Source organism: Paraburkholderia sp. EG287B, assembly GCF_040965595.1.
GTDB lineage: Bacteria > Pseudomonadota > Gammaproteobacteria > Burkholderiales > Burkholderiaceae > Paraburkholderia.
This window is the reverse complement of the sequence record NZ_JBFRCG010000001.1, coordinates 531,628-555,910: the sequence shown is the minus strand read 5'-3', so window position 1 is coordinate 555,910 and position 24,283 is coordinate 531,628. Positions and strand designations below refer to the sequence as shown.

General features: G+C 66.4%; 24 protein-coding genes. 12 read left to right on the top strand and 12 right to left on the bottom strand.

Annotated elements, in window-relative coordinates; translation table 11 throughout:
* Nucleotides 1-39 precede the first annotated feature (39 nt).
* Genes AB4Y40_RS02465 through AB4Y40_RS02455 form a run of 3 tightly spaced genes read right to left on the bottom strand, consistent with a single transcriptional unit; the run spans nucleotide 40 to nucleotide 4,116 of the window.
* Nucleotides 40-240, bottom strand: a complete 201-nt coding sequence (locus AB4Y40_RS02465; RefSeq protein WP_042271036.1) for a DUF1656 domain-containing protein — start codon at nucleotides 238-240, stop codon at nucleotides 40-42.
* Nucleotides 230-2,476: an FUSC family protein gene (locus AB4Y40_RS02460; protein WP_368686295.1), complete on the bottom strand. Its 2,247-nt coding sequence runs from the start codon at nucleotides 2,474-2,476 to the stop codon at nucleotides 230-232. The genes AB4Y40_RS02465 and AB4Y40_RS02460 overlap by 11 nt, the downstream gene beginning before the upstream one ends.
* Before the next feature lie 11 nt (nucleotides 2,477-2,487).
* Nucleotides 2,488-4,116 carry an efflux transporter outer membrane subunit gene (locus AB4Y40_RS02455; protein WP_368686294.1) on the bottom strand — a complete coding sequence of 543 codons (1,629 nt, stop codon included), beginning with the start codon at nucleotides 4,114-4,116 and terminating at the stop codon, nucleotides 2,488-2,490.
* Nucleotides 4,117-4,272: 156 nt separating this feature from the next.
* Between AB4Y40_RS02455 and AB4Y40_RS02450 the strand changes: the two genes are divergently transcribed.
* Nucleotides 4,273-5,211 carry a LysR family transcriptional regulator gene (locus tag AB4Y40_RS02450; protein ID WP_368686293.1) on the top strand — a complete coding sequence of 313 codons (939 nt, stop codon included), beginning with the start codon at nucleotides 4,273-4,275 and terminating at the stop codon, nucleotides 5,209-5,211.
* 166 nt (nucleotides 5,212-5,377) lie between these two features.
* Nucleotides 5,378-5,521, top strand: a complete 144-nt coding sequence (locus AB4Y40_RS02445; RefSeq protein ID WP_342924566.1) for a hypothetical protein — start codon at nucleotides 5,378-5,380, stop codon at nucleotides 5,519-5,521.
* A 22-nt stretch (nucleotides 5,522-5,543) separates the two neighbouring features.
* Here the strand turns inward: AB4Y40_RS02445 and AB4Y40_RS02440 are convergent, their stop codons facing one another.
* The 4 genes from AB4Y40_RS02440 to wrbA form a co-directional block, all read right to left on the bottom strand.
* Nucleotides 5,544-6,350, bottom strand: a complete 807-nt coding sequence (locus AB4Y40_RS02440; RefSeq protein ID WP_368686350.1) for a metallophosphoesterase — start codon at nucleotides 6,348-6,350, stop codon at nucleotides 5,544-5,546.
* A gap of 30 nt (nucleotides 6,351-6,380) precedes the next feature.
* Nucleotides 6,381-7,817 (bottom strand): FAD-binding oxidoreductase, encoded by a 1,437-nt coding sequence (locus AB4Y40_RS02435; protein ID WP_368686292.1) that lies wholly within the window; start codon nucleotides 7,815-7,817, stop codon nucleotides 6,381-6,383.
* A gap of 144 nt (nucleotides 7,818-7,961) precedes the next feature.
* A complete protein-coding gene (locus AB4Y40_RS02430) occupies nucleotides 7,962-8,315 on the bottom strand; it encodes a DUF2069 domain-containing protein (RefSeq protein WP_368686349.1) in 354 nt (117 codons plus the stop codon).
* A 68-nt stretch (nucleotides 8,316-8,383) separates the two neighbouring features.
* Nucleotides 8,384-9,001, bottom strand: a complete 618-nt coding sequence (gene wrbA, locus AB4Y40_RS02425) for an NAD(P)H:quinone oxidoreductase (RefSeq protein WP_368686291.1) — start codon at nucleotides 8,999-9,001, stop codon at nucleotides 8,384-8,386.
* A gap of 199 nt (nucleotides 9,002-9,200) precedes the next feature.
* On the opposite strand from wrbA, the gene AB4Y40_RS02420 reads away from it, so the two are divergent.
* Entirely contained in the window at nucleotides 9,201-10,502 is a 1,302-nt protein-coding gene (locus AB4Y40_RS02420) for a YihY family inner membrane protein (RefSeq protein WP_368686290.1), read from the top strand.
* Between the two features lie 46 nt (nucleotides 10,503-10,548).
* On the opposite strand, the gene AB4Y40_RS02415 is transcribed toward AB4Y40_RS02420, so the two are convergent.
* From AB4Y40_RS02415 to AB4Y40_RS02405, 3 genes are all read right to left on the bottom strand, one after another.
* Nucleotides 10,549-10,869, bottom strand: coding sequence for an Mpo1-like protein (locus tag AB4Y40_RS02415; protein ID WP_368686289.1), 321 nt, complete (start codon nucleotides 10,867-10,869; stop codon nucleotides 10,549-10,551).
* A gap of 93 nt (nucleotides 10,870-10,962) precedes the next feature.
* A complete protein-coding gene (locus AB4Y40_RS02410; protein ID WP_368686288.1) occupies nucleotides 10,963-11,802 on the bottom strand; it encodes an alpha/beta fold hydrolase in 840 nt (279 codons plus the stop codon).
* Nucleotides 11,799-13,145, bottom strand: coding sequence for an O-acetylhomoserine aminocarboxypropyltransferase (locus tag AB4Y40_RS02405; RefSeq protein WP_368686287.1), 1,347 nt, complete (start codon nucleotides 13,143-13,145; stop codon nucleotides 11,799-11,801). The genes AB4Y40_RS02410 and AB4Y40_RS02405 overlap by 4 nt, the downstream gene beginning before the upstream one ends.
* A gap of 295 nt (nucleotides 13,146-13,440) precedes the next feature.
* Here AB4Y40_RS02405 and AB4Y40_RS02400 point away from each other — a divergent pair, with 295 nt between their 5' ends.
* From AB4Y40_RS02400 to aroC, 3 genes are all read left to right on the top strand, one after another.
* Complete coding sequence (locus AB4Y40_RS02400) at nucleotides 13,441-13,896, top strand: CBS domain-containing protein (RefSeq protein WP_069268653.1); 456 nt, start codon at nucleotides 13,441-13,443, stop codon at nucleotides 13,894-13,896.
* 103 nt (nucleotides 13,897-13,999) lie between these two features.
* Nucleotides 14,000-15,985 carry an MFS transporter gene (locus tag AB4Y40_RS02395; RefSeq protein WP_368686286.1) on the top strand — a complete coding sequence of 662 codons (1,986 nt, stop codon included), beginning with the start codon at nucleotides 14,000-14,002 and terminating at the stop codon, nucleotides 15,983-15,985.
* Between the two features lie 135 nt (nucleotides 15,986-16,120).
* Nucleotides 16,121-17,221 carry a chorismate synthase gene (gene aroC, locus AB4Y40_RS02390; protein ID WP_368686285.1) on the top strand — a complete coding sequence of 367 codons (1,101 nt, stop codon included), beginning with the start codon at nucleotides 16,121-16,123 and terminating at the stop codon, nucleotides 17,219-17,221.
* 96 nt (nucleotides 17,222-17,317) lie between these two features.
* Here the strand turns inward: aroC and AB4Y40_RS02385 are convergent, their stop codons facing one another.
* On the bottom strand, nucleotides 17,318-18,991 hold the full coding sequence (locus AB4Y40_RS02385; RefSeq protein WP_368686284.1) for an electron transfer flavoprotein-ubiquinone oxidoreductase: 1,674 nt from the start codon (nucleotides 18,989-18,991) through the stop codon (nucleotides 17,318-17,320).
* 176 nt (nucleotides 18,992-19,167) lie between these two features.
* Between AB4Y40_RS02385 and AB4Y40_RS02380 the strand changes: the two genes are divergently transcribed.
* Both AB4Y40_RS02380 and AB4Y40_RS02375 read left to right on the top strand, forming a co-directional pair.
* Nucleotides 19,168-19,947 carry an SDR family oxidoreductase gene (locus AB4Y40_RS02380; protein WP_368686283.1) on the top strand — a complete coding sequence of 260 codons (780 nt, stop codon included), beginning with the start codon at nucleotides 19,168-19,170 and terminating at the stop codon, nucleotides 19,945-19,947.
* A gap of 64 nt (nucleotides 19,948-20,011) precedes the next feature.
* Nucleotides 20,012-20,452 (top strand): thioesterase family protein, encoded by a 441-nt coding sequence (locus AB4Y40_RS02375; RefSeq protein WP_028204259.1) that lies wholly within the window; start codon nucleotides 20,012-20,014, stop codon nucleotides 20,450-20,452.
* 47 nt (nucleotides 20,453-20,499) lie between these two features.
* Here AB4Y40_RS02375 and AB4Y40_RS02370 read toward each other — a convergent pair whose 3' ends face one another.
* Nucleotides 20,500-21,072 carry a LuxR C-terminal-related transcriptional regulator gene (locus AB4Y40_RS02370; protein WP_110388941.1) on the bottom strand — a complete coding sequence of 191 codons (573 nt, stop codon included), beginning with the start codon at nucleotides 21,070-21,072 and terminating at the stop codon, nucleotides 20,500-20,502.
* 257 nt (nucleotides 21,073-21,329) lie between these two features.
* On the opposite strand from AB4Y40_RS02370, the gene AB4Y40_RS02365 reads away from it, so the two are divergent.
* The 4 genes from AB4Y40_RS02365 to AB4Y40_RS02350 all read left to right on the top strand — a co-directional run bounded on the left by AB4Y40_RS02365 (nucleotide 21,330) and on the right by AB4Y40_RS02350 (nucleotide 24,220).
* Nucleotides 21,330-22,049 carry a CoA transferase subunit A gene (locus tag AB4Y40_RS02365; RefSeq protein WP_368686282.1) on the top strand — a complete coding sequence of 240 codons (720 nt, stop codon included), beginning with the start codon at nucleotides 21,330-21,332 and terminating at the stop codon, nucleotides 22,047-22,049.
* A 15-nt stretch (nucleotides 22,050-22,064) separates the two neighbouring features.
* A complete protein-coding gene (locus AB4Y40_RS02360) occupies nucleotides 22,065-22,706 on the top strand; it encodes a CoA transferase subunit B (RefSeq protein ID WP_368686281.1) in 642 nt (213 codons plus the stop codon).
* Between the two features lie 170 nt (nucleotides 22,707-22,876).
* A complete protein-coding gene (locus AB4Y40_RS02355) occupies nucleotides 22,877-23,770 on the top strand; it encodes an alpha/beta fold hydrolase (protein WP_368686280.1) in 894 nt (297 codons plus the stop codon).
* A 96-nt stretch (nucleotides 23,771-23,866) separates the two neighbouring features.
* Nucleotides 23,867-24,220 (top strand): RidA family protein, encoded by a 354-nt coding sequence (locus tag AB4Y40_RS02350; RefSeq protein ID WP_028216802.1) that lies wholly within the window; start codon nucleotides 23,867-23,869, stop codon nucleotides 24,218-24,220.
* The last annotated feature ends 63 nt before the right edge of the window (nucleotides 24,221-24,283 follow it).

Genomic DNA, 24,283 nt, shown 5'->3' with positions numbered 1-24,283 from the left:
ATTCGGTTGATTCGTTCATCGATGCATGCAGCGACGCATTTAGTGATAGACCGCGAGACCGAGCAGGCAGCACACGACCACGAGCAGGCTCACGCGAAAGAGGGACGGGTGCCACACGACCCGGTAGAGGCCGGTTCGGGCCAGTACGGAATCGAGCACCCAGGTGATCGCCGCGCCCAGAATGAAGAGCAGCACGATCGCCGGGATATAGGCGTCGAGAAACGCGACGTCACGAGGCATGGTTGGCTCCTTGGCTCGCGCCAGGATTCGCGCCTTCGTTGCCCGCGTATGCCGCGAGCGGCGATTGCGGGTCGATGAGCGCGGTGCGGATGAAGTGCAGATGGCTCTGAATGCGCTGCAACTGGTGGCGCTCTTCGCGCGGCGGCATGTCGCCACGCTCGGCTGCGCTCGTTGCAGCGGGCTTCCACATGCCCTGCAGCACGGTCTGGCTTGCGTCGATGGCACGCGCCGTTGCCGCGAGCGCGTCGCGGTAGCGCGCCTCGCCCGGGCGATCGAAGAGCGCGCTCACGGCTTTGAGTGTCGCGTCGATCGCCACGCGCCACGCCGTTCGCCGCGCGTACTGCGGATGCGCGGGCAGCGCGGCCAGCTCGTGGCGCAGATCGAGCGCGGCGTTGCCCACTTCGAGCGTCGAGAAGAGCCAGCGCATCGTGTCGCGGCGTTGCGCGTCGTCGTTGCCCGCGATCGCCGAGAGCTGGAACATCAGGTCGCGCGCGCCGCTCTCGAAGCGGTTGCGCAATCCCTTCAGGCGCGCGCGGCACGCGTGCACGGCGCCGCCGCGCAGGTCGGCGAGCAGACGCCGGCGCAGCCACGGCGTGGAAGGCGGCAGGAGCACGGCGAACGCCAGCGCCGAAACCGCCATCGACGCGATCAGCGCGAGCGCGTCGTTCATATAGCTGCTCGGGTTGTACTGCACGACGTTGTCCGGCCCCGCGAGAAAGCACAGGAAGATGCAGTAGCCCACGCCGCAGCCCGCGTACTTCGGACGCGTCGTGAGGAACACGCCGAACGCGAGCGCGGGGGCGAGCGCGACGCACAGCATGACGAAGCCGTCGATATGCGGAAACACGCCGAACGTGAGAATCATGCCGACGATCGACGCGAGCACGGTGCCGAGCGCCATCTGCGTCGCCATACGCGAGGGCTGCGGCGCGGACGAGGCGAGCGCGCAGGTCGCGGCGGCATTGAGCACGAGGTTCGTGCCACTCGGCCATGCGGTGGCGATCCAGAACGCGCCGAGCAGCGACATCACGATGGCCGCGCGCAGGCCCGCCACGCCCGCCGCGATCAGGTTCGTCTTCGGCACGTAGCGCGAAATCCATTTCTCGCGCGCGTGCGTATCGACGGCGAGCGAGGCGTAGGTGGCCGTGTACTCGGTCATCTCGTGCACGAAGCGGTAGAACAGTTCCGTGGCGGTGTCGAAGTCGAGCAGGCGCGCATCGCCTTGTGCTTCGAGTTCGGCGCGCGTGGCGCGCACGCGCTTTGGCAGCGCCGAGCGGTAGTCGTCGAGCTGCTTCGAGACGTGCGTCGCGTCGGCGGCCGTGAGCACCGGCTCGCCCGCTTTGGCGAACAGCGGCGCGATTTCGCGGAAGTACGGTTCGAGCGCAGCGACGGTGGCCGCGGAGCCATCGGCGCGCAGGCGGTTCATCAACTGATGCAGTGCGTGAAAGCGCGTGGAGACCGTCATGAACTCGGTGTTCAGACGCGCGAGGCGCCCCGAGCGCATGCGTGCGTCGGGCGACTCGAACACGGCCGTGCTGCGGCTCGCTTCGAAGCCGACGACGTCGGCGACGAAGCGCGCATGGCTCGCTTCGATGTGCGAACGATCGATACGTCCGGCCAGCGCCGCCGAAACGTAGTCGACGAACGACGAGAAACGGCGCCGCACGCTCGAGCGCAGCAGCTCGCCCGTAAACTGCGGAAACACCACGGCGCTGACGAAGCCCGAGCAAAGGATGCCGATCGAGATCTCGCCCACGCGCGTCATCGCCGACATGAACGCGCCGTCGGGATGCTGCGAGGCCGGAATGCCGATCAGCGCCGCCGTATAGCCCGCGAGCACGAAGCCGTACGAACGGAAGTTGCGGTTGCGCGCGGCGCCCGCGGTGCACAGGCCGACCCATAGCGCCGTCGAGACGATAAAGAGCTCCGGCTGCTGTGCGAACAGGCCGATCAGCGCGAGCATCACGACGAGGCCCACGAGCGTGCCGCACAACCGGTAGAAGCTCTTGGCGAACACGGGACCGCTTTGCGGCTGCATCACGATGAACACAGTGGTCATGGCCGTGCGCGGCTGCGGCAGATCGAGCTTCATGGCGACGCCGAGCGCAAGCAGCGCAGCGGCGATTGCCTTGAGGAGATAGATCCAGACGAGGCCGTCGGTCCGCGCCCAGTCGGCGAGCGCGGCGTAGAGGCTTTGGCCGCCCGGCTGCGAGGGTGAGGAGGTGGACGCTTGCATCGTCGGCTGCCTCAGTGCGCCGCGCCGGTTGCGCCGGCGTTGCCCGATGCGCTCGCATCGGCGGCGTCGGGTCCGGACGACGCATGCGAGCCGCGCGGCGCGAGCAGCGCCGCGGGCATGAGCGGCACGTCGCGCGTCTTCTTGCCATGCGCCGGGAGTTGCTCGGCGTCTGTCGGGGCCTTCGCGGCGGCATCGCTCGATGCGTCGATCATGCCGCCGCCCAGCGCCGCAACGAGCGTGGCGTGCGCGGCGAGCCGCTCGGCCTGGATGTGCGCGACGCCTTCCTGCGCGCGCAGCAGCTGCGTTTGCGCAATCAGCACGTTCACATAGTCGGTCAGGCCGCGGCGGAAGCCTTCCTGCGCGAGATCGTAGTTGCGCTGCGCGGCCGTGACAGAGCGGTGCGCGTCGTCTTCCTGCGTCGCGAGCGAGCGCATGCGCACCACCTGATCGGCGATTTCCTTGAGCGCGGTGACGATCGTCTGGTTGTACTGATCGACCGCGATGTCGTATGCGGCGGACTGCGCGCCGAGCTGCGCGCGCAGGCGTCCGCCGTCGAAGATCGGCAGCGAGAACGCGGGGCCTGCCGCATAGCTGCCGCTCATCGACTTGAGGAACTGGAACAGCGGGCCGGCCGCCGCGTAGCCGCCCATCGAGACGAGCAGGTTCACGTTCGGATAGAAGTCGGCCTTCGCGACGTCGATGCCGCGCGCCTGCGCGGCGACGAGCCAGCGCGCCGCGACCACGTCGGGGCGATAGCCGATCAACTGGGCGGGCAACGCCGAGGGCAGGCCCGCGGGCGCGGCGAGCGAAAGCGCAGGGCGCTCGATCGCTTCACCGGCACCCGGGCCCTTGCCCGCGAGCGCTGCGAGCTGGTTCTTGCCGAGTGCGATGGATTCTTCGAGAGCGTCGATCTGGCGCTCGTACTCGGGCAGCGGCGTTTGCGCCTGGCTCACTTCGAGCTGGGTGCCGATGCCGCCCGCCAGGCGCTTTTGCGCGAGCGTGAGAATGCGCTGCTGCTGGGCGAGCGTTTGCTTCGCAATGTCGAGCAGCGCGTAGTTCATCGACATCTCGATGTAGGTGCGCGTGACGTTGACTTCGAGTTCGAGCTGCGCCGCGCGCGCGTCGGCGGCGGTGGCGTGGGCCACGTCGAGCGCGCGCTCGGCGTTGTTCTTGTCCTGGCCCCAGAGGTCGAGGTGATACGACAGGCCGAGCGTGGCCGTGTTGTTCCACGTGTTCGCGCCCGCGAGCGGGCCCGGCCCGTAGTAGACGTTGTCGGACCATTGCTGGCGCTGGATGGACATGCTGCCGTTGATTTGCGGCAGGAGCCCGGCCTGGGCCACGCCCACCATCGAGCGCGCTTCGCGCACTCGCGCCTGGGCGGCGGCAAGCGAGGGGTTGCCGGCCACGGAGGCTTCGATCCAGGCGTTCAGTTGAGGGTCGTTATAGCCGCGCCACCAGTCGCTGGCGGGCCAGCCGGCGTCGGTGTCGGCTGCGCGGATCGCCGAGCCGACGTCGAGTTGCGCGGCTTCGGCCTGCTTCGCTTGCGGTGCGATGCCCCCGGTACTGGCGCAGCCCGCGATTATCAACGAGAACGTAAGAACCGTGAGTGCGGCTAGTCCTTTCGGTACCGGAGACTGCACGATTTACTCCTTATCTTGACTATGAATCACTGTGCGTCATTATATTTTTTGCGCGATTGATGAATAACCGGTAAGGATGCAAGGCATTTTTACGAAACGTGAGACAATCGATCTTACGAAATATGAAACAATTCGTGTGTCAGATAGAGGATTGGTATGGATACGCTTCAAAACATGCGTGTATTCGTCCGGGTGGTGGAGGCGGGCAGCTTCACGGGCGCGGCGCAATACCTGAACACGACCACGGCTTACGCTTCGCGCGCGGTCTCCGACCTGGAGGCGCACCTGCGCACGCGCCTCCTGAACCGCACGACGCGCCGCATCGCGCTCACCGAGGCGGGCGAGCGCTACCTGCAGCGCTGCGAGCAGATCCTCGCCTACGTCGATCAGGCCGAAGCGGAAGCCGGCGACGCGCATGCGCGCCCCTCGGGCAAGCTCAAGGTCCACGCGATGACGAGCTTCGGCCAGCACTATGTGGTGCCGGCGGTGGGGCAGTATCAGAAGCTCTATCCGGACGTGCACGTGGAACTCACGCTCGCCCAGCGCATGCCGGACCTGCTCGACGAGGGCTATGACGTGGCCCTCGTGGTCGCGACCGATCTGCCGGATTCCGGTTTCGTCTCGCAGCGGCTCGCGAGTGCGTGCAGCATCGCGGTCGCCTCGCCGGCGTATCTGGAAAAGCGCGGCGTGCCGCAAAAGCCCGCCGATCTCGCGAACCACACCTGCCTGCAGATGGTGACGCCCGTGTTCCCGACCTCGCAGTGGCAGTTCACGGGCCCCGCAGGCGAGACCACGATCGACCTCGGCCCGGCGACCTTCCAGGTGAACGTAGCGGAGGCAATGGCGGTGGCCGTGCGCGAGGGCATGGGCGTGGGCCTGCTGCCGATCTATTCAGCGATCAGCGGTCTGCGCAGCGGCGAGCTGCAATGGATCCTGCCGGAGTACAAGTCGCAGGAGATGAACGTCTTTGCGGTGTACCCGTCGCGCCAGTATCTCGACGCGAAGATCCGCACATGGGTCGAACTGCTGCGCGAGAGCATGCCTGCGACGCTTGCGCGGGATCAGAACGAGCTGCGCCAGTTCGCGCGCACCTGAGCCCGTTGCGCTCGCAGCCGATCAACAGGTGCGCGCGGGCGGGCTGTGACAGCCTGTTACAGCTTGCGCAGATGGCAACACTTCCTTACGCCCGGCGGCGCGGCGGCTTGGTAAGGTAGCGGGACTGTTTTATGCAACCCTCTTCTTGCCAATACCGGGAACTCGAATGGATACGCATCTGATGATCGGCATCGCCGTGATGATGGGCCTGATCGGCATCGCGGCATCGCGCGATCTGCTGCGCATGCGCCGCGCTCAGCTGCAGCCCGTGACGCTGCGCGTGCGCCGCGACGACGCACGCCTGCGCTAAAGCTTCGGGCACGTTTGCCTCGCTAGATTTCCACCACCTTGTCCCACGCAAAGGCCGGATTCTCCGGCTGCCCCGTGCGGCGGTCGCGATAGCCGCGCGGATTGCACACCACGCGCGTGCCGTTGACCGTGTAGTCGAAGCACGTATGCGTGTGGCCATGTATCCATAGCGCGACCGGCGCACGCACGAGCGCGTCGAGATCGCTCACGAATCCCGCCGATACCCGATCCTCCGCGTAGCGCGGCGCCAGACTCCCTTTGTGCGGGGCGTGGTGCGTGACGACGATCGTCTCGCCCGCGAAGGGCTTCGCCAGTTCCGCTTCGAGCCATGCGCGCGAACGCGCGTGGAGTGCGAGCGAGTCGGCCGGCGTGAAGTCGCGGGCGAGCGCTTGCGGGCTGTCCGGCCAGGACACCTGGATCAGTCCGCGAAAGTCCAGCATCACGCGCATCGCCGCTGCGATGGAGGCCTCACGCGCGGCGTCGTCGGCGCCGAAGAGGGCGAAGTCCGCCCATAGCGTCGTGCCGAGCACGCGAAAGCGGCCCGCCGGATCGACGTACACGCCGTCGTTGAGAAAGTGCATGTTGTCGAGCGTGGAGGCGGCGTCGCGCATCGCCGTTTCCAGCGCGCCGAGATCGCCGTCGTAGTACTCGTGATTGCCGGGCACGTACACCACCGGCACCTGCGGATCGAACGTTTCCGCCGCCCAGCGCAAGCCCAGCCCGTGATTGTGGATGTCGCCCGCGAGCACGACGAGATCGGCCTGCGCGTGCGGGATCGTGTCGGGCTCGTCGTTTTCCAGATGCAGGTCGGACAGCACGCGGATCTTCAACACGATGTCGGCTCCTTGCGTCCTGCGCGTTCAGCGCAGCACTTTCCCCGGATTCATCAGGTTCAGCGGATCGAGCGCGGTCTTGATCGCGCGCATCAGCGCGAGTTCGACCTCGCTCTTGTAGTGCATGTTCTCGTCGATCTTCAACTGCCCGAGGCCGTGTTCCGCACTGATCGTGCCGCGATGGCGATCCACGCTGTCGTAGACGATGCGGTTCAGCGTCTTCTCGTTGTCGGCGAGGAAGCGCTTCGGGTCGCCGCCTTCGGGCGCCTGCACGTTGTAGTGCAGATTGCCGTCGCCGAGATGGCCGAAGGTGACCATGCGCGCGCCGGGCACCGCGCGGGCGATTTCGGCGTCGGTTTCCTCGATGAAATGACCAATGCGCGAGATCGGCACGCCGATATCGTGCTTGATGTTCAACCCTTCCTGCGCCTGCGCGAGCGGAATGTGCTCGCGGATATTCCAGAAAGCCTGCGACTGCGCGAGGCTTTCCGCGACCACGGCGTCTTCCACGAGACCTTGCTCGAGCGCTTCTTCCATGAGCCGCTCGAAGAGGGCGCGCGCGTGTTCTTCGCTTTCGTTGTCCGACAGTTCGAGCAGCACGACCTGCGCGTGATGCTCCGCGAACGGATAACGCAGTTGCGGGAAATGACGGCCGACGAGCGCCATGCAGAAGTCCGACATCAGCTCGAAGCCCGTGAGCAGCGGCCCGGCGTAGCGCTGCGCGAGCGCGAGGAAGTCAAGCGCCGCATGTGCCGAGCCGAGCGCGGCGAGCGCGGTGACGCGCGCGGACGGCAGCGGATGCAGCTTCATCACGGCGGCGGTGATGATGCCGAGCGTGCCTTCCGCGCCAATGAAGAGGTCGCGCAGATCGTAACCGGTGTTGTCCTTGCGCAGTCCGCGCAGGCCGTCCCAGACCTCGCCTTGCGGCGTGACGACTTCGAGGCCGAGACACAGCTCGCGCGTGTTGCCATAGCGCAGCACACCGGTGCCGCCTGCATTGGTCGAGAGATTGCCGCCGATCGTGCAGCTGCCTTCGGCCGCGAGCGAGAGCGGGAAGAGACGGCCCGCATCTTTTGCGCGCGCCTGCACTTCGGCGAGGATCACACCTGCTTCGACGGTGATCGTGTTGTTGTGCGGATCGATTTCGCGCACGCGGTTCAGGCGGCGCAGGCTCAGCACGGCCTGCTTGCCGCTCGCGTCCGGCGTCGCGCCGCCCGCGAGACCCGTGTTGCCGCCTTGCGGCACGAGCGCCACGCGATGCTCGTGCGCGAGCTTCACGACCGCGGCGACTTCCTGCGCATTGGCCGGGCAGAGCACGGCGCAGGCCGCGCCCTGGTAGCGGCGGCGCCAGTCGGCGAGGTAGGGCGCGGAGTCGTGGGCGTCGGTCAGCACGTATTGCGCGCCGATGGCGGCGGCGCAGGCGTCGAGAAAGGCTTGGCAGGCGGTCGGGGTGGAGTCGGTCATGGTGTCTCGGATATTCGCGCCTGGGCTGGGCCGGCTCGCGGCGCGATTGTCATGAAGTCGCGAGGCTCAAATGGCTAGTTTGACACGGTGATAGCCTTCACGCAGCGTTCGTGGACAAGGCGGTTGCGGCGTGGAGGGAGTCGCTTAGGTGGACTCGGGTTTCGCGGGTTTCGCGGCCTTCGCGGCACGCTTTGCAGCGCGCTTGTACGGCGCGACATAGGCCAGCGCACACGCGAAGAAGCCGAGAGCCAGCGCGACTTCCACCCAGCCGAGCCGGTTGCCGGGCGCGGGGTCGGTCATGCCGCGCACGATGCCTTCCGCGAAGTAGAGCAGCACGAGCATCGCCGCCCATTGCAGCGTGTAGAGCCTGCGTCGCAGGACGCCGGGCAGGGCGATGGCGAGCGGCACGGCCTTGAGCACGAGCGCGCTGCCGCCGGGGCGCAGCGGTGCGAGCCGCCACTCCCACGCGATGCACAGCAGCGTGAGCGCGGCGAGCATCGCAAAAGCGCCGAGCGCGGCGCCGCGACGCTGGACGATGGGCTCGGTGACCTCGTTCACGCGGGTGTTCACAGCCGCTGGCCTTGCTCGGTGCCAGCGAGTGCGAGCGCCGCGCGCGCAAGGCGCACGCCCAGCGCGCTCGCGAGCGTCTTTTCATCGGCGCTCAAACCGTGGCCGCGCGCGTCCTGGCGCGCGTGATGCGAGGCGCCGTAGGGCGAGCCGCCGCCCTGCGTGGTCGTGAGCGCGCTTTCCGTGTAGGGGATGCCCACGAGCAGCATGCCGTGATGGAGCAACGGCAGCATCATCGAGAGCAGCGTGCTCTCCTGGCCGCCGTGCAGGCTACCCGTCGACGTGAACACGCAAGCGGGCTTGCCCGCGAGCGCACCCGACAGCCACTGCGGCGTGGTGCCGTCGAGAAAGTACTTGAGCGGCGCGGCCATGTTGCCGAAGCGCGTGGGCGAGCCGAGCGCGAGACCCGCGCATTCTTCGAGGTCGCGCAACTCGACGTAGGGCGGGCCGTCGGAGGGGATGTCGGGCGCGGTGGCCTCGCAGACCGTCGAGACGGGCGGCACCGTGCGCACGCGCGCTTCGGCGCCGGGAACACTGTCGATACCCTGGGCGATGGCGCGCGCGAGTTCGCGCGTTGCGCCATGCCGGCTGTAATAGAGCACAAGAATCGGTTTCATCGGGCCTCGTCGGTGGACGGGATATTATAGGGGTTGGGTCTGCCGCCGCAGCGGGGCACCGGCGAGCGACGCGCATGTCACGTGCAAATCATCGGCAAATAGGTACACTGCGTGCGCGCGGAATCGGCGGCAAAACGCGGCGTCAAGAGAGCGAAAGCGCGGCAATCAAGGTGTTCACGGTGGCGAGGAAAGCAGGCCAATGGATGTGCTGTCGAGGGTGAAGATCGATCTGGACATCGTGAAGCGGCTCGCGCGCTTCGCGGCGCGGCGCAGCCGCGAAGATCGCATTCCGCAGGTCGCGGGCAGCCTCACGTTCACCACGCTGCTCTCGCTCGTACCGCTCGCCACGGTCGCATTCGCGCTCTTTACCGCGTTCCCGATCTTCGCTTCGTTCCAGAATTCGCTGCAGGCCTTTCTCGCCGACCACCTGATGCCGGCGCAGATCAACAGCCAGATCTTCAAGTACCTGAACCAGTTCGCCTCGAAGGCCAAGGGCCTCACGACGATGGGCATGATCGTGCTCTTCGTCACGTCGGTCATGACGATGATGACCGTGGAGTCGGCCTTCAACCTGATCTGGCGCGTGCGCAAGGCGCGCCCGTTCGCGCAGCGCGTGCTCGTCTACTGGGCCATCCTCACGCTCGGGCCGATCCTGATCGGCGTGAGCCTGTCGATCTCCTCGTACGTGTTCACGCGCTCGGCCGTGATCGCGACCGAGCAGCATGTCTCGGGCATTCTCGACTGGATGCTGATCGGCGCCTCGCTGCCGCTGACGGCGCTCGCGTTCACGATGCTCTATGTGTATCTGCCGAACTGCCGGGTGCAGTGGCGCGACGCTCTGGTGGGCGGCATCACCGCGGCGATCGCATTCGAGGCGGCCAAGCGCGGCTTTGGCTACTACGTGCGGCGCATTCCGACTTATACGGCGGTTTATGGTGCCTTCGCGGCCGCGCCGATGTTCCTGCTGTGGATGTATCTGAGCTGGTTCATCACGCTGGTGGGCGCAATGATCACCTCGGCGCTGCCCGAAATCCGCACCGGGCGCTTCGACAAGCCGCGCTTTCCGGGCAGCGATCTGCTCGACGCGCTCGAACTGCTCGCGGGTCTCGCCGATGCGCGGGAAGCGGGCGAGCCGGGCCGCACGATCGAACAGCTCGCAGTGTTGTTGCGGCGCGACCTGGCCACCGTTACGCGCCTGATCGACGGCCTCGAAGAGGATGAACTCGTGGGGCGTCTCGAGCAGGAGGAACGCGCGAAAACGCTGTTCCTGCTGCTCGGCAATCCCGCGCGCATTTCGGTGACGCGCATCTTCGACCGCTTCGCGATCGATCGCGAGGAACTCGCGTATCAGCTCAAGTCGAGCAGTATCGATGCGCACCTGCTGCTCGGTGCGCTCGACAACGACAAGCTCTCGATTTCACTCGCGTCGCTGCTCGCGACGCGGCGTTTCCCGGCGCTCACGGAGGAGCATCCGCCGGTGCTCCCGCATCCGGCGGCGTGACGATGCGGCGCGCCCATGACAGGCGCGCCCTCGCATCAGATTCGAATCAAAGAGAAATCTTGCCGCGGCAGATATCCGCGAACATGACCCAGTCGCCCATCAAGCTGTAGACGGGGTGACGGAAGGTGGCCGGGCGGTTCTTCTCGAACTTGAAATGGCCGAACCACGCGAAGCCGTAGCCGCACACGATGGCAAGCGGCAGCCAGAGCCAGTTGCCGGTGGCGATCGCCATGCAGACGAAGCCGATCACGCCAAGCGAGCCGATGAAATGCAGCCGCCGCGACATGAGATTGCTGTGCTCGCTCAGGTAGACCGGATAGAACTGCGCGAAGCTCGAAAAATGCTCGGTATGCGTGGTGGGTTGCATCGTCTCCTCCTTTCTGCGCAGGTACGCAGGGGATGGTTGATTCAGCCATTCTCCGGCGTTCCGAACGACCGTGCAACCAGGGTGGTCACAGCCTCAGCCGTTGCCCGCGCGCGGTGTTTGCTGCATTGCAAAATCGTAGAGCGCGTCGAGCGTCGCATCGGGCTGCTCGGTCATCAGCGCGTGGCCGGCGTCCAGCGTGACCGTGTCCACGGGTGTACCCGCTTGCGCGAAGGCCTCGGCGAGGGCGCGCGTGGCGCGCGGGGGCGTCATCGCGTCGCGTTTGCCGAGGATCAGGCGCACCGGGCAGCGGACTTTCGCGGCGCTGGTGAGGCCGTCCGCATAGGCGTTGCACGCCGCGAAATCGGTATGGAACAGCTGCGGCTCGCCGCGCGCGGAGACGCGCTCCATGAGCCGCTGGTTCATGCCGCGCAGCCAGAAGCCCGGCCCGGGGCTCGAGGGCTTGGCGGCGAGCGTCGAGTGCGACCACGCGTTGACGAGCGCGATCGCCTCCGGCTTACGCTCGCGCGCGGCTTCGAGCAGGCTTGGCGCGACCGTCATCGGGAATGCAGTGGCGAGCAGCGCGATGCGCTGTGCGCGCTCCGGATGGCGCGCCGCGAATTCGAGCGCGACGAGCGAGCCCATGCTATGGCCGGCGACGAAGGCCCGCGGGGCGTTCAGCGCGTCGAGCAGGGCGGCGAGCCAGTCGGCGAGCGCGCCGATGCTCGTGAGCGCCGGGCCCGCGCTGCGCAGGTGGCCGGGCAGATCGACGGCCAGCGCGTTGAAGCCGTGGTTGGCGAAATAGCGCGATTGCAGCGCCCAGACGCTGTGGTCGTGCTGCGCGCCGTGGACGAACACCGCGAACGGCAGCGCGGGGTCGATCGCGTGCGAGGCCGTGTAGGCATAGACCGGCTTGCCGGCGACATCGACGATCATGACGCCTCCTTGCCAGTGGCCTTGGCTTTCGCTGCTTCCGTTTTTTGCGACGCCTTCAGCGCGCGCTTGAGGTCGTCTACCAGGTCGGCGGAGTCTTCGAGCCCGATCGAGAGCCGGATCGTGCCCTCCGCAATGCCGGCGGCGGCCAGCGCGGCGGCGTCCATGCGGAAATGCGTGGTCGAGGCGGGGTGGATCACGAGCGAGCGCGCGTCGCCGACGTTGGCCAGATGCGAGAACAGCGTGAGCGCTTCGATGAAGCGCTTGCCCGCCGCGCGGCCGCCGCGCAGGTTGAAGCTGAACACGGCGCCCGCGCCGCGCGGCAGCAGACGCTTCGCAAGCGCGTAGTCGGGATGGCTCGGCAGTTCCGGCCACGCGACCGATTCGACCGCTTCGTGCGCGGCGAGAAATTCGACGATGCGCCGCGCGTTCGCCACATGCCGCTCCATGCGCAGCGGCAGCGTTTCTATGCCTTGCAGCAATTGCCACGCGGCCTGCGGATGCAGGCACGCGCCGAAGTCGCGCAGGCCCTCGCGGCGCGCGCGCAGGAGGAAGGGCGCGACCGTGCTTTCCTCGCTGAACACCATGTCGTGAAAGCCCGCATAGGGCTCGGTGAGTTCGGGAAAGCGACCCGACGCTTCGAAGTCGAACGTGCCGCCATCGACCAGCACGCCGCCAATCGTCGTGCCATGGCCGCCGAGGAACTTGGTGGCCGAGTGATAGACGAGATCCGCGCCGTGCTCGAAGGGGCGCAGCAGGTAAGGCGTGGTGAACGTCGAATCGACGAGGAGCGGCACGCCATGGGAGTGCGCGATCTGCGCGACCGCTTCGATGTCGAGCACGTCGAGGCCCGGGTTGCCGAGCGTTTCGCCGAACAGCAGACGCGTGTTGGGCCGCAGCGCCGCGCGCCAGGCGTCGAGGTCGCCGGGCTTCACGAAAGTCGTCTCGATGCCGAAGCGCTTGAGCGTGTAGTGCAGCAGGTTGTGCGAGCCGCCGTAAAGCGCCGCCGAGGCGACGATGTGCGAGCCCGCGCCCATCAGCGTCGCGATCGCGAGATGCAGCGCCGCCTGGCCGCTCGCGGTGCCGATCGCGCCCGCGCCGGCTTCGAGCGCGGCCACGCGCTCTTCGAACACGGCGACGGTCGGGTTCGAGATGCGCGAGTACACGTGGCCCGCGCGCTCCATGTTGAAGAGCGCGGCGGCGTGGTCGGTGTCGCGAAACGAGAACGAGGTGGTGAGGTAGATCGGCGTCGCGCGGGCGCCGGTGGCGGGGTCGGGCGCCGCGCCCGCATGCAGCGCGAGCGTGTCGAAGCGGCTATCGGGAGTCGATCCAGGATTTGATGACATCGTGGCGGCGCGGCCGGCGCGAACCGGCCTGGGGTCGGGGGTGAAGGGCATCGTAACACCGGCGGCGGGCCGCGGGGACGCCCGGCCGGGCGTTTTTCGGGCCGGATGGAGGGCATCCCGCGTGGCCGGATTCGTGCCGGAAAACCCCTCGCCACGGCTTTCGGCAGACGTTTCGGTAAGCCCCGGAGCGCCCGCCGCGCGGCTTTCCTTTTAACAATCTTTCCGCTAGGATCGAATCAGGTAGGCATCTTTTCAGCATTTCCCCCATTACTAGCGGCATTCCTGGAGACACATCATGCGTGTCAGCGACATCCTCAAGGTGAAGGGCAACACGCTCTACACCGTCACGCCCGACACTGCGCTGAACGAGGCAGTCAACACCATGGCCGAGCACGATATCGGCTCGCTCGTCGTCATGGAATATGGCGATCTGGTCGGCATGCTCACGTTCCGCGAGATCATCCTCACGCTGCGCGCAAACGGCGGCAGCGTCGGCACCACGACGATCCGCAAGGTCATGGACGATCATCCCATCACCTGCACGCCGGAAACCGAGGTCGACGAAGTGCGCCGCATGATGCTCGAGCACCATGTGCGCTACCTGCCGGTCATGGAAAGCCGCTCGCTCATGGGCGTGATCTCGTTCTACGACGTGGCGAAGGCCGTGGTGGAAGCGCAGGGCTTCGAGAACAAGCTGCTCAAGGCGTATATTCGCGACTGGCCCGAAGAGGAGCGTCAGCCGGCGCGCTGAGCGCAGCCCGACTTCGCCCGATTGATCAGTATGGAAAAGCGCGCCTCAGGCGCGCTTTTTCGCGTCTGGGCCCCATGAATTCCGTCAGTGCGATTCCTGCTCGATGAACGATAGACCGATGCCCGCGGCGCAGCGCGACAAGCGCAAAGCGCACCCTGAGGGTGACCACGCTTCGCAGTTCGCGCTGCTGCGCCAGCGCCGTTTTGCCCCGTTTTTCTGGACGCAGTTCCTCGGGGCGATGAACGACAACGTCTTCAAGATCGGCTTCACCTCGCTCGTCACCTATCAGGCCGCGCGCTTTTCGGGCGTCGATCCGAAGACGGTCGCATTCCTCATCTCGGCCATTTTCATCCTGCCGTTCGTGCTGTTTTCCGCGACCTCGGGCCAGGTCGCCGACAAGTACGACAAGGCGATGCTCACGCGCTGGGTCAAGACCTTCGAGATCGCGGTCATGCTGATCGGCGCGGCCGGCTTCTGGATGCACAGCGCGCCGCTGCTGTACGCGTGCACCTTCCTGATGGGCGTGCATTCGACCGTGTTCGGGCCGGTCAAGTACGCGTACCTCCCGCAGCGCCTCGCGCCCGATGAACTGGTTGGCGGCAACGGGCTCGTCGAAATGGGCACGTTCGTCGCCATCCTGCTCGGGACGATCGTCGGGGGCGTGGCCGCGGGTATCGGGGCGATGGATCCCGCGTCGGCGCATGCGGACCTTGGACCGCCGCTGGGCGCGTGGTGGCTCGGCGGCATGTGCATCGTGATCGCGCTCGTGGGGCGCGTGGCGTCGGCCTTCGTGCCGCCGTGCGAGCCGTCGCAGCCGGAGCTGTGCATCAACTGGAATCCGGTGTCCGAGACCTGGCGCAACCTGCGCCTCGCGCACGGCAACCGCACCGTGTTCCTGAGCCTGCTCGGCATCTCGTGGCTCTGGTTCGTGGGCGCGACGTTTCTTGCCTCGTTCTTCAATTTCGCGAAGGACGTGATGTCGGCCGACCCCGACGTCGTGACCGTGCTGCTCGCGATGTTTTCGCTCGGCATCGGCTCGGGTTCGCTGCTCTGCGAGCGGCTCTCGCGGCGGCGCATCGAGGTTGGGCTCGTGCCGCTCGGCTCGATCGGCATGAGCGTGTTCGGCATCGATCTGTTCTTTGCGAGCCACGCGTTGCCTCCCGCGTCCCATCTGCTTTCGGTAGGCGAATTCCTGCGCACCGCCGCGCACTGGCGCGTGCTCGCCGACCTGTTCCTGCTCGCCATGTTCGGCGGCTTCTACAGCGTGCCGCTCTACGCGTTGATCCAGAGCCGCAGCGCGCCCAGCCACCGCGCGCGCATCATCGCCGCGAACAACATCCTCAATTCGCTCTTCATGATCGTCTCGGCGCTCATGGCGATGGCGCTCACGTCCGCGGGCGTCGGCATTCCCGGCATCTTTCTGACCACGGCGCTGCTCAATATCGTCGTGGCGGCCTACATCTACACGCTCGTGCCCGAGTTCCTGCTGCGCTTCGTGGCGTGGGTGCTCGTGCATACGGTCTACCGCGTGCGGCTCGTGCATACCGAACGCATACCGGCCGAGGGCGCCGCCGTGCTCGTCTGCAATCACGTGAGCTATGTCGATGCGATCGTCATCATGGCTGAGAGCCCGCGGCCGATCCGCTTCGTGATGGATCAGCAGATCTTCCGCTCGCCGTTCTTCGGCTGGGTGTTCCGCCACGCCAAGGCCATTCCGATTGCGCCCGCGCACGAAGACCCGGATGCGCTCGCTGCTGCCTACGACGCGTGTGCGGCCGCACTGGCCGAGGGCGACCTCGTCTGCATTTTTCCCGAGGGCAAGCTCACGCGCACCGGGGAGATGAACCCGTTTCGCCACGGCGTGAGCGAAATCTTGAGGCGCTCGCCCGTGACGGTCGTGCCGATGGCGTTGCGCGGGCTGTGGGGCAGTGCGTTCTCGCGTTTTGCGGGGTCCGGCCAGGAGCGGCCGCTGCGACGCGGTCTGACGAGCCGTTTGACGCTCGCGGTGGGCGAGCCGATCGCGGCGGCGGACGCGACGCTTGAGCGCTTGCAGGAGACGGTGGCGGAACTGCGCGGTGCGCGGCGCTGACGCCAGGCCATACGGCGCGTACGCGCCACCCGACACGTCGCCTCCTTTCGCCAGAAGGCCCGACCGCCCGGTCGGGCGTTGCCGCGCGCGGGCTGGCATAATATTGGATTCCCCGATTCACTTTGGACGACCGCCATGTCCGGCAACACGCTCGGTACGCTTTTCACCGTCACCACCTTCGGCGAATCCCACGGCCCGGCCATTGGCTGCGTCATCGACGGCTGCCCGCCCGGCATGGTGCTCACCGAAGCCGACATCCAGATCGACCTGGACCGCCGCCGCCCCGGCACGTCGCGCCACGTGACGCAGCGCCAGGAAGAGGACAAGGTCGAGATTCTCTCGGGCGTGTTCGAAGGGCGCACCACGGGCACGCCGATCGCGCTCCTGATCCGCAATACCGACCAGCGCAGCAAGGACTACGGCAACATCGTCGAGACCTTCCGCCCCGGTCACGCCGACTACACCTACTGGCAGAAGTACGGCATTCGCGACTATCGCGGCGGCGGCCGCTCGTCGGCGCGCCTCACGGCGCCCACGGTCGCGGCGGGCGCGGTGGCGAAGAAGTGGCTGCGCGAGCGCTTCGGTGTGGAAGTGCGCGGCTACATGCGCGCGCTCGGCGAGATCGACGTGCCGTTCGTGAGCTGGGAGCACGTGCACGAGAATCCGTTCTTCGTGCCCAACGCCGACGTCGTGCCGCAGCTCGAGAGCTACATGGACGCGCTGCGCAAGGACGGCGACTCGATCGGCGCGCGCGTGAACGTGGTGGCGAGCGGGGTGCCGGTGGGCTGGGGCGAGCCGCTGTTCGACCGGCTCGACGCCGACATCGCGCACGCCATGATGGGCATCAACGCGGTGAAGGGCGTGGAGATCGGCGCGGGCTTCGCGAGCGTCGCACAGCGCGGCTCGGTGCACGGCGACGAACTCACGCCCAATGGATTCCATGGCAACCACGCTGGCGGCGTGCTCGGCGGCATTTCGACGGGGCAGGACATCACCGTCTCGATCGCCATCAAGCCGACCTCGAGCATCCGCACGCCGCGGCGCTCGATCGACAAGGCGGGCGATCCCGCGACGGTCGAAACCTTCGGCCGCCACGACCCGTGCGTGGGCATTCGCGCGACGCCGATCGCCGAGGCCATGCTCGCGCTCGTGCTGATCGATCACGCGCTGCGCCACCGCGCGCAGAATGCCGACGTCGTCGTGACGACGCCGAAGATCGCGGCCAGCGACGAGTGAAGTCGATCGGTGCGGCGTGAGCCGCACGCGTTGCGCGGGCAACAAAAAAGCCGCTTCAGGCTCACACCTGAAGCGGCTTTTTTTCGCTTACCGGACTTACATGTTCGGGTAGTTCGGCCCGCCGCCACCTTCAGGCGTGACCCACACGATGTTCTGCGTCGGGTCCTTGATGTCGCAGGTCTTGCAGTGCACGCAGTTCTGCGCGTTGATCTGCAGGCGGTCGCTGCCGTCGTCGTTCTTCATGAACTCGTACACCGCGGCCGGGCAGAAGCGCGCTTCGGGACCCGCGTAGGTGCGCAGGTTCACGTTCACGGGCACGCTCGCGTCCTTGAGCGTGAGATGCGCCGGCTGGTTCTCTTCGTGGTTCGTGTTCGAGATGAACACCGAAGACAGACGATCGAACGTGAGCTTGCCGTCGGGTTTCGGATACTCGATCGGCTTGCACTGCGAAGCGGGCTTGAGCATCTCGTGGTCGCGATGCTGGTGATGCAGCGTCCACGGCACGTTGCCGCCCAGCAGCTTCTGCTCGATGCCCACCATGAGCGTGCCCAGGTACAGGCCCTTGCTCATCCACTGCTTGAAGTTGCGCGCCTTGTACAGCTCCGTGTGGAGCCACGACTGCTTGAACGCTTCCGGGTAGGCCGCGAGTTCATCGCTCTGTCGGCCCGCCTGCACGGCTTCGAATGCGGCGTCCGCAGCCAGCATGCCGGTCTTGATCGCCGCGTGGCTGCCCTTGATGCGCGAGGCGTTCAGAAAGCCCGCGTCGTCGCCCACCAGCGCGCCGCCCGGGAACACGAGCTTGGGCAGCGACATCAGGCCGCCCGCCGTGATTGCGCGCGCGCCATACGACACGCGCTTGCCGCCTTCCAGATACTTGCGGATTTCCGGGTGCGTCTTGTAACGCTGGAACTCCTCGAACGGCGAGAGGTACGGATTCTGATACGCAAGACCCACGACAAAGCCCACCATCACCTGGTTGTTGTCGATGTGGTACAGGAACGAGCCGCCATAGGTGTCGCTTTCCAGCGGCCAGCCGGCGGTGTGGATCACGAGGCCGGGCTGGTGCTTCGAGGGATCGATCTCCCACAGTTCCTTGATGCCGATGCCGTAGACCTGCGGATCCGAATCCTTGCCCAGCTTGAACTTCTCGTTCAGCTGACGGCCCAGATGCCCGCGGCAGCCTTCGCAGAACAGCGTGTACTTCGCGTGCAGCTCCATGCCGAGCTGGAAGTTCTCGGTGGGCTCGCCGTCCTTGCCGACCCCCATGTTGCCGGTGGCGACGCCCTTGACCGACCCGTCGTCGTTGTAGAGCACTTCGGCAGCCGGAAAGCCGGGGAAGATTTCCACGCCCAGCGCCTCGGCCTGCTGGCCCAGCCAGCGCGTGACGTTGGCGAGGCTGATGACGTAGTTGCCGTGGTTCTTGAAGTTGTCGGGCAGCGCCCAGTTCGGCACAGCCTTAGCCCCCGTTTCGGAAAGAAAAAGGAACTTGTCCTCGGTCACGGGCACGTTCAGCGGTGCGCCCTGTTCCTTCCAGTCCGGAATCAGCTCGTTCAGGGCGCGCGGATCCATGACCGCGCCCGAGAGGATATGCGCCCCGATTTCCGAGCCTTTCTCCAGCACGCAGACGCCGATTTCAGTGCCTTTTTCCGCGGCTAGCTGCTTCAGGCGGATCGCGGCAGACAACCCGGCGGGGCCGCCACCGACGATCACCACGTCGTATTCCATCGACTCGCGTGGACCGTATTGCTCTAAAAGACTTGCGGGGGTCATCAATGCTCCTCTTGCCATTAGAATGCTTTTTTCGGGTTCGTATTGTCGGGTAACGTTCCCCGTGCCGCAACCCAACAGGCTAACATTAGCACGACCGTTCTATTCTTTGGCGTCAGATTTGGCGGGCCGACCCCGCCGCGTTCTGGCGCTTATTTACTTCTGAACAGGAACCGGAAATGGGCCGTTCGATCAATCTGGAAGGCAAGGTCGCGATGATCACGGGGGCCTCCAGCGGGCTCGGCAAGCGTTTCGCGCAGGTGCTCTCGCAGGCGGGTGCAAAGGTCGTGCTGGCGAGCCGTCGTGTGGAGCGGCTCAAGGAACTGCGCGCCGAAATCGAGGCGAGCGGGGGCGCCGCGCACGTCGTTTCGCTCGACGTGACCGACTACCAGAGCATACGCTCGGCGGTCGCGCACGCGGAAACCGAGGCGGGGACCATCGACATCCTCGTCAACAACTCGGGCGTCTCCACGACGCAAAAGCTCGCGGACGTCACACCCGCCGACTTTGAATACGTGTTCGACACCAACACGCGCGGCGCCTTCTTCGTGGCCCAGGAAGTGGCCAAGCGCATGATCATGCGCGGCAACGGCGGCGGCCCGAAGCCGGCCTACCGCATCATCAATATCGCTTCGGTGGCGGGCCTGCGGGTACTGCCGCAAATCGGCCTGTACGCGATCAGCAAGGCCGCGGTCGTCCATATGACGAAGGCGATGGCGCTCGAGTGGGGCCGCCACGGCATCAACGTGAACGCGATCTGCCCGGGCTACATCGACACGGAGATCAACCACCACCACTGGTCGACCGAGCAGGGACAAAAGCTCGTTTCGATGCTGCCGCGCCACCGCGTCGGCAAACCCGAGGACCTCGACGGCCTGCTGCTGCTGCTCGCGGCCGACGAGTCGTCGTTCATCAACGGTTCGATCATCGCCGCCGACGACGGCTTCGGGCTCACCTGAACCGAGGCGAGTCCGGCCGCCCGCCGGCATCCTGTTTTTCGCAACAACACGAAGTTGAAGTGCAATGAGTGACTACCACCCCGTATTTGAAATGACCATGCCGATCCGTTGGGGCGACATGGATGCGTTCGGCCATGTGAACAACACGGTCTATTTCCGCTACATGGAGCAGGTGCGGATTTCCTGGTTCGAGCATCTGGGCGTGGCCGCGGAGAGCGGCGACGGACAGGGCCCCGTAATCGTCAATGCTTCGATGGAATTCCTCAAGCAGCTGCATTACCCCGGCGACATCGTCTGCACGATGACGGTCGGCCAGCCAGGCCGCAGCAGCTTCGACACCGGCTTCGAACTGCGCCGCGCCGACGAGCCGGACACCCTTTACGCACGCGGAAACGCGCGCTGCGTGTGGATCGACTACGCGGCAGGCAAATCGGTGCCGATTCCCGACATGCTGCGCGCCACCATCGAGCATGCCGGGCTGGTCAAGTCCGACCGGGTAGGCTGAGCGCCCCTATATCGCGCGCTGCCCTGCAGCGCGCGGCCTTGGCGCCCTTACTGGCCGAGCAGCCGCTGCAGCAGCTCGGTGGCGTTGCCGGTGTCGTACTTGCGCATGAGGCGCGCGCGATAGACATCCACGGTGCGCGGGCTGATCTCGAGAATGCGCCCGATCTGTTTGCTGGTCTTGCCGGTTACGAGCTGCGCGGCGATCTCGCGCTCGCGCGGCGTGAGTTCGATGGCCACGCGCCGCGTCGCGCTCAGGTCTTCAAACGTCCAGACGCCCGCCGCGTGCGGCTCGGCACGATCGAGCGAGCGCCCCGTGACGTGACACCAGAAGAGTTCGCCGTTGGCGCGCTTCATGATGCGGTCGTCGGCGTAGCTGCCTTGCGCCGTCATGATCGGCGGGATGCGTGCGCCAATGCGCTCGAACTCGTCCGCTGACGGGTAGAGCACCTGGAACGACTGGCCGATCAGCGCCTCGCGTGCGCAGCCGAAGATGGCGGCGACCTGATCGTTGCAATCGACGATGGTGCGCTCGCGCGCCAGCACGAGGCCGATGGGCGCGAGATGGAACGCGGTCTGGTAGTCGAGAGCGGAGCGTTCGACGGATTGGGTGGGAGCAGCCATGGCGGACGGTGCGGGTATTGCTTTATGTAGTTTTGCGTATTGTGCCGCAACAGGGGGCCAGCGTACGCTTTGCACCCATCGGAGGGGCGGTTTTCCAGGCTCGCGCGGCTCGTTTGGGCCAGTGCGCGCTACCCGGGCGGGCTGCCGGCTTCACGGCAACGCCGCCGGGGCATGACTAGAATTGAACATCCGGACGCGCCAGACGTCCGCGCGACAAACCGGATTGGCGGATTTCCATTCGAGGAAGGGACACACTGATGAACAAGGTCTATAAAAGCGCGGCTGCCGCGCTCGAGGGCATCGTCAAGGACGGCCAGACATTCGCGGTCGGCGGCTTTGGGCTGTGCGGCATTCCCGAAGCCCTGATCGCCGCATTGCGCGATACGGGCGTGAAGGGCATCACCTGCATCAGCAACAACGCGGGCGTGGACGGCTTCGGCCTCGGCCTGCTGCTGGAGACGCGCCAGATCAAGAAAATGATCTCGTCCTACGTGGGCGAGAACAAGGAATTCGAGCGCCAGTATCTGTCGGGCGAACTCGAACTCGAATTCACGCCGCAAGGCACGCTGGCTGAAAAGCTGCGCGCGGGCGGCGCCGGCATCCCGGCGTTCTTCACGAACACGGGCTTCGGCACGCTGATCGCCGAAGGCAAGGAAACGCGCCAGTTCGGCGACAATCACTACGTGCTCGAGCATTCGCTCACGGCAGATGTCGCGCTCGTGAAGGCGTGGAAGGCCGACAAGTCGGGCAACCTGGTCTTCCGCCGCACGGCGCGCAACTTCAACCCGATGTGCGCGATGGCGGGCAAGATCACCGTGGCGGAAGTGGAAGAGATCGTCGAGAACGGCGCACTCGATCCGGACGCCATCCATACGCCGGGCATCTTCGTGCAGCGCATCGTGCTCAACGCGCACCCGGAAAAGCGCATCGAACAACGCACCGTGCGCGCCGCAGCTGGCAAACCCGCGGGCAACTGAGGAAGGAGACCGACCATGGCATGGAATCGTGACGAAATGGCCGCGCGCGCGGCGAAGGAACTGCAGGACGGCTTCTACGTGAACCTCGGCATCGGGCTGCCTACGCTTGTCGCCAACCACGTGCCCGCGGGCATGGAAGTGTGGCTGCAGTCGGAAAACGGCCTGCTCGGCATCGGCCCGTTCCCGACCGAGGACGAAGTGGACGCCGACATGATCAACGCCGGCAAGCAGACCGTGACGACGCTGGCGGGTTCGTCGATTTTCTCGTCCGCGGACTCGTTCGCGATGATTCGCGGCGGCCACATCAACCTGGCGATCCTCGGCGCGATGCAGGTGAGCGAGAAGGGCGACCTGGCCAACTGGATGATCCCCGGCAAGATGATCAAGGGCATGGGCGGCGCGATGGACCTCGTGGCCGGCGTCGGCCGCGTGGTCGTGCTGATGGAGCACGTCGCGAAGGGCGACCAGCACAAGATTCTCGAAGCCTGCACGCTGCCGCTGACGGGCGTGGGCGTGGTCGATCTCATCATCACCGACCTCGGCGTGATGGAAGTGAGCGACGCGGGGCTGAAGGTGACCGAACTCGCACCGGGCGTGACGGTGGACGAGATCATGGCGAAGACCGGCGCGCCGCTCGATGTGAGCGCCGTGGGCTGAACGTCGTAGCGTAAGCACGATTGACGGCGGGCGAGACTTCGGTCTCGCCCGTTTCGTTTTTGCGCACGGCTTGCGCGTGGTTCGCGGGAGGCTCGACCGGCGATGCCGTGCGGCAAAGCCGTCTACAATCGTTCGAAAGCCTTGATGCGCCTTCGAGCGAGGATTCCGCGATGACCGAATCGACCGCAGTGCCGCGCCAGCAATACGTCCAGTGTCTCAGTCCCGCGGGCCTGCACCGCATCGCGTACACCGAGTGGGGCGACCCCGCCAACCCGCGCGTGCTCGTATGCGTGCACGGACTCACGCGCTCGGGGCGCGACTTCGACCGCTTCGCCGCCGCGATGGCCGACCAGTATCGCGTCGTGTGCCCGGACGTGGCCGGACGGGGCCTGTCATCGTGGCTGCTCGACCCGCGCGGCTATGGCGTCGCGCAGTACGTGGCGGACATGGTCACGTTGATCGCGCGCACAGGCGTGGAGAAGGTGGACTGGTTCGGCACCTCGATGGGCGGCCTGATCGGCATGGCGCTCGCGGGGCTGCCGGGCGCGCCCATTGGCCGCATGCTGCTCAACGACGTCGGGCCGCATATCGAACCCGCGTCGCTCACGCGGATCGGCGAGTATGTCGGGCAAGGCGGATCGTTCGCCACGCTCCAGGCAGGCATCGACAATGCGGCGCTTCTCGCGGCCTCGTTCGGCCCGCTGAGCGCCGATGAATGGCGCGAGATCAATACGCCGTTGCTGCATGAAGTCGAAGGCACGTGGCGCTACCGGTACGACCCGCGCATTGCGGAACCCTTCAAGTCGCTCACACCCGAGCAGAACGAGGAGGGCGAGAAGTTCCTGTGGCGCTCGCTCGCCGCGTTCGAAGGGCCTGTGCTCGTCGTGCGCGGCGCGCTTTCGGATCTGCTTTCGCGCGAAACCGTCGCGAAGATGGTCGCGACCGGGCGCCAGGTATCGAGCGTGGAAATCGAGGGCGTCGGGCACGCGCCGGCCTTCCTCGCGCCCGACCAGATCGCGATCGCGCGCCGTTTCTTCGACGGCGAGGCCCTTCGCGCGTCATAATATGAGATTCGTCGGCATATTCTGGCGTGCGCCGATGCGCGCTCGATCGCAACGGCCCGGAAGTCGACCGTTTATCACTTCTCAACAGGAATTTTCATGGCAGTCATTCGTCACCACGTTGGCCCGCGTCTCTCGGAAACCGCCATCCACAACGGCACCGTCTACCTGGCTGGCCAGATCGCCGAAGACACGAAGCAGGACATCGGCGGCCAGATGCGCGAAGTGCTCGGCCACATCGACCGCCTGCTGGGTGAGGCGAACAGCGACAAGTCGCTGCTGCTCTCGGTGCAGATCTATATCGCCGACATGAAGGATTTCCCCGGCATGAACGCCGAGTGGGACAAGTGGGTCGCGCAAGGCGCGACGCCGCCGCGCGCGACGGTCGAAGCGAAGCTCGCGAATCCGGAATGCCTCGTCGAGATCGTCGTGGTGGCTGCGCAGCGCGATTGAGCGCGAGTCGTTCAGTCGGCGCAGCTGGTTTGATCCTTTTCGTTGTCGCCCGTCCGGCAAGCC

What these genes read in the sequence shown, in the direction of transcription:
- AB4Y40_RS02350 (WP_028216802.1), top strand. Translation starts at nt 23,867, where the DNA reads ATGGCAGTCATTCGTCACCACGTTGGCCCGCGTCTCTCGGAAACCGCC.
- AB4Y40_RS02405 (WP_368686287.1), bottom strand. Translation starts at nt 13,145, where the DNA reads ATGTCATCAAATCCTGGATCGACTCCCGATAGCCGCTTCGACACGCTC.
- AB4Y40_RS02370 (WP_110388941.1), bottom strand. Translation starts at nt 21,072, where the DNA reads ATGGCTGCTCCCACCCAATCCGTCGAACGCTCCGCTCTCGACTACCAG.
- AB4Y40_RS02395 (WP_368686286.1), top strand. Translation starts at nt 14,000, where the DNA reads ATGAACGATAGACCGATGCCCGCGGCGCAGCGCGACAAGCGCAAAGCG.
- AB4Y40_RS02415 (WP_368686289.1), bottom strand. Translation starts at nt 10,869, where the DNA reads ATGCAACCCACCACGCATACCGAGCATTTTTCGAGCTTCGCGCAGTTC.
- AB4Y40_RS02400 (WP_069268653.1), top strand. Translation starts at nt 13,441, where the DNA reads ATGCGTGTCAGCGACATCCTCAAGGTGAAGGGCAACACGCTCTACACC.
- AB4Y40_RS02450 (WP_368686293.1), top strand. Translation starts at nt 4,273, where the DNA reads ATGGATACGCTTCAAAACATGCGTGTATTCGTCCGGGTGGTGGAGGCG.
- AB4Y40_RS02365 (WP_368686282.1), top strand. Translation starts at nt 21,330, where the DNA reads ATGAACAAGGTCTATAAAAGCGCGGCTGCCGCGCTCGAGGGCATCGTC.
- AB4Y40_RS02430 (WP_368686349.1), bottom strand. Translation starts at nt 8,315, where the DNA reads ATGCTCGCCGCGCTCACGCTGCTGTGCATCGCGTGGGAGTGGCGGCTC.
- AB4Y40_RS02380 (WP_368686283.1), top strand. Translation starts at nt 19,168, where the DNA reads ATGGGCCGTTCGATCAATCTGGAAGGCAAGGTCGCGATGATCACGGGG.
- aroC (WP_368686285.1), top strand. Translation starts at nt 16,121, where the DNA reads ATGTCCGGCAACACGCTCGGTACGCTTTTCACCGTCACCACCTTCGGC.
- AB4Y40_RS02435 (WP_368686292.1), bottom strand. Translation starts at nt 7,817, where the DNA reads ATGACCGACTCCACCCCGACCGCCTGCCAAGCCTTTCTCGACGCCTGC.
- AB4Y40_RS02355 (WP_368686280.1), top strand. Translation starts at nt 22,877, where the DNA reads ATGACCGAATCGACCGCAGTGCCGCGCCAGCAATACGTCCAGTGTCTC.
- AB4Y40_RS02465 (WP_042271036.1), bottom strand. Translation starts at nt 240, where the DNA reads ATGCCTCGTGACGTCGCGTTTCTCGACGCCTATATCCCGGCGATCGTG.
- AB4Y40_RS02375 (WP_028204259.1), top strand. Translation starts at nt 20,012, where the DNA reads ATGAGTGACTACCACCCCGTATTTGAAATGACCATGCCGATCCGTTGG.
- wrbA (WP_368686291.1), bottom strand. Translation starts at nt 9,001, where the DNA reads ATGAAACCGATTCTTGTGCTCTATTACAGCCGGCATGGCGCAACGCGC.
- AB4Y40_RS02385 (WP_368686284.1), bottom strand. Translation starts at nt 18,991, where the DNA reads ATGACCCCCGCAAGTCTTTTAGAGCAATACGGTCCACGCGAGTCGATG.
- AB4Y40_RS02420 (WP_368686290.1), top strand. Translation starts at nt 9,201, where the DNA reads ATGGATGTGCTGTCGAGGGTGAAGATCGATCTGGACATCGTGAAGCGG.
- AB4Y40_RS02360 (WP_368686281.1), top strand. Translation starts at nt 22,065, where the DNA reads ATGGCATGGAATCGTGACGAAATGGCCGCGCGCGCGGCGAAGGAACTG.
- AB4Y40_RS02460 (WP_368686295.1), bottom strand. Translation starts at nt 2,476, where the DNA reads ATGCAAGCGTCCACCTCCTCACCCTCGCAGCCGGGCGGCCAAAGCCTC.
- AB4Y40_RS02410 (WP_368686288.1), bottom strand. Translation starts at nt 11,802, where the DNA reads ATGATCGTCGATGTCGCCGGCAAGCCGGTCTATGCCTACACGGCCTCG.
- AB4Y40_RS02445 (WP_342924566.1), top strand. Translation starts at nt 5,378, where the DNA reads ATGGATACGCATCTGATGATCGGCATCGCCGTGATGATGGGCCTGATC.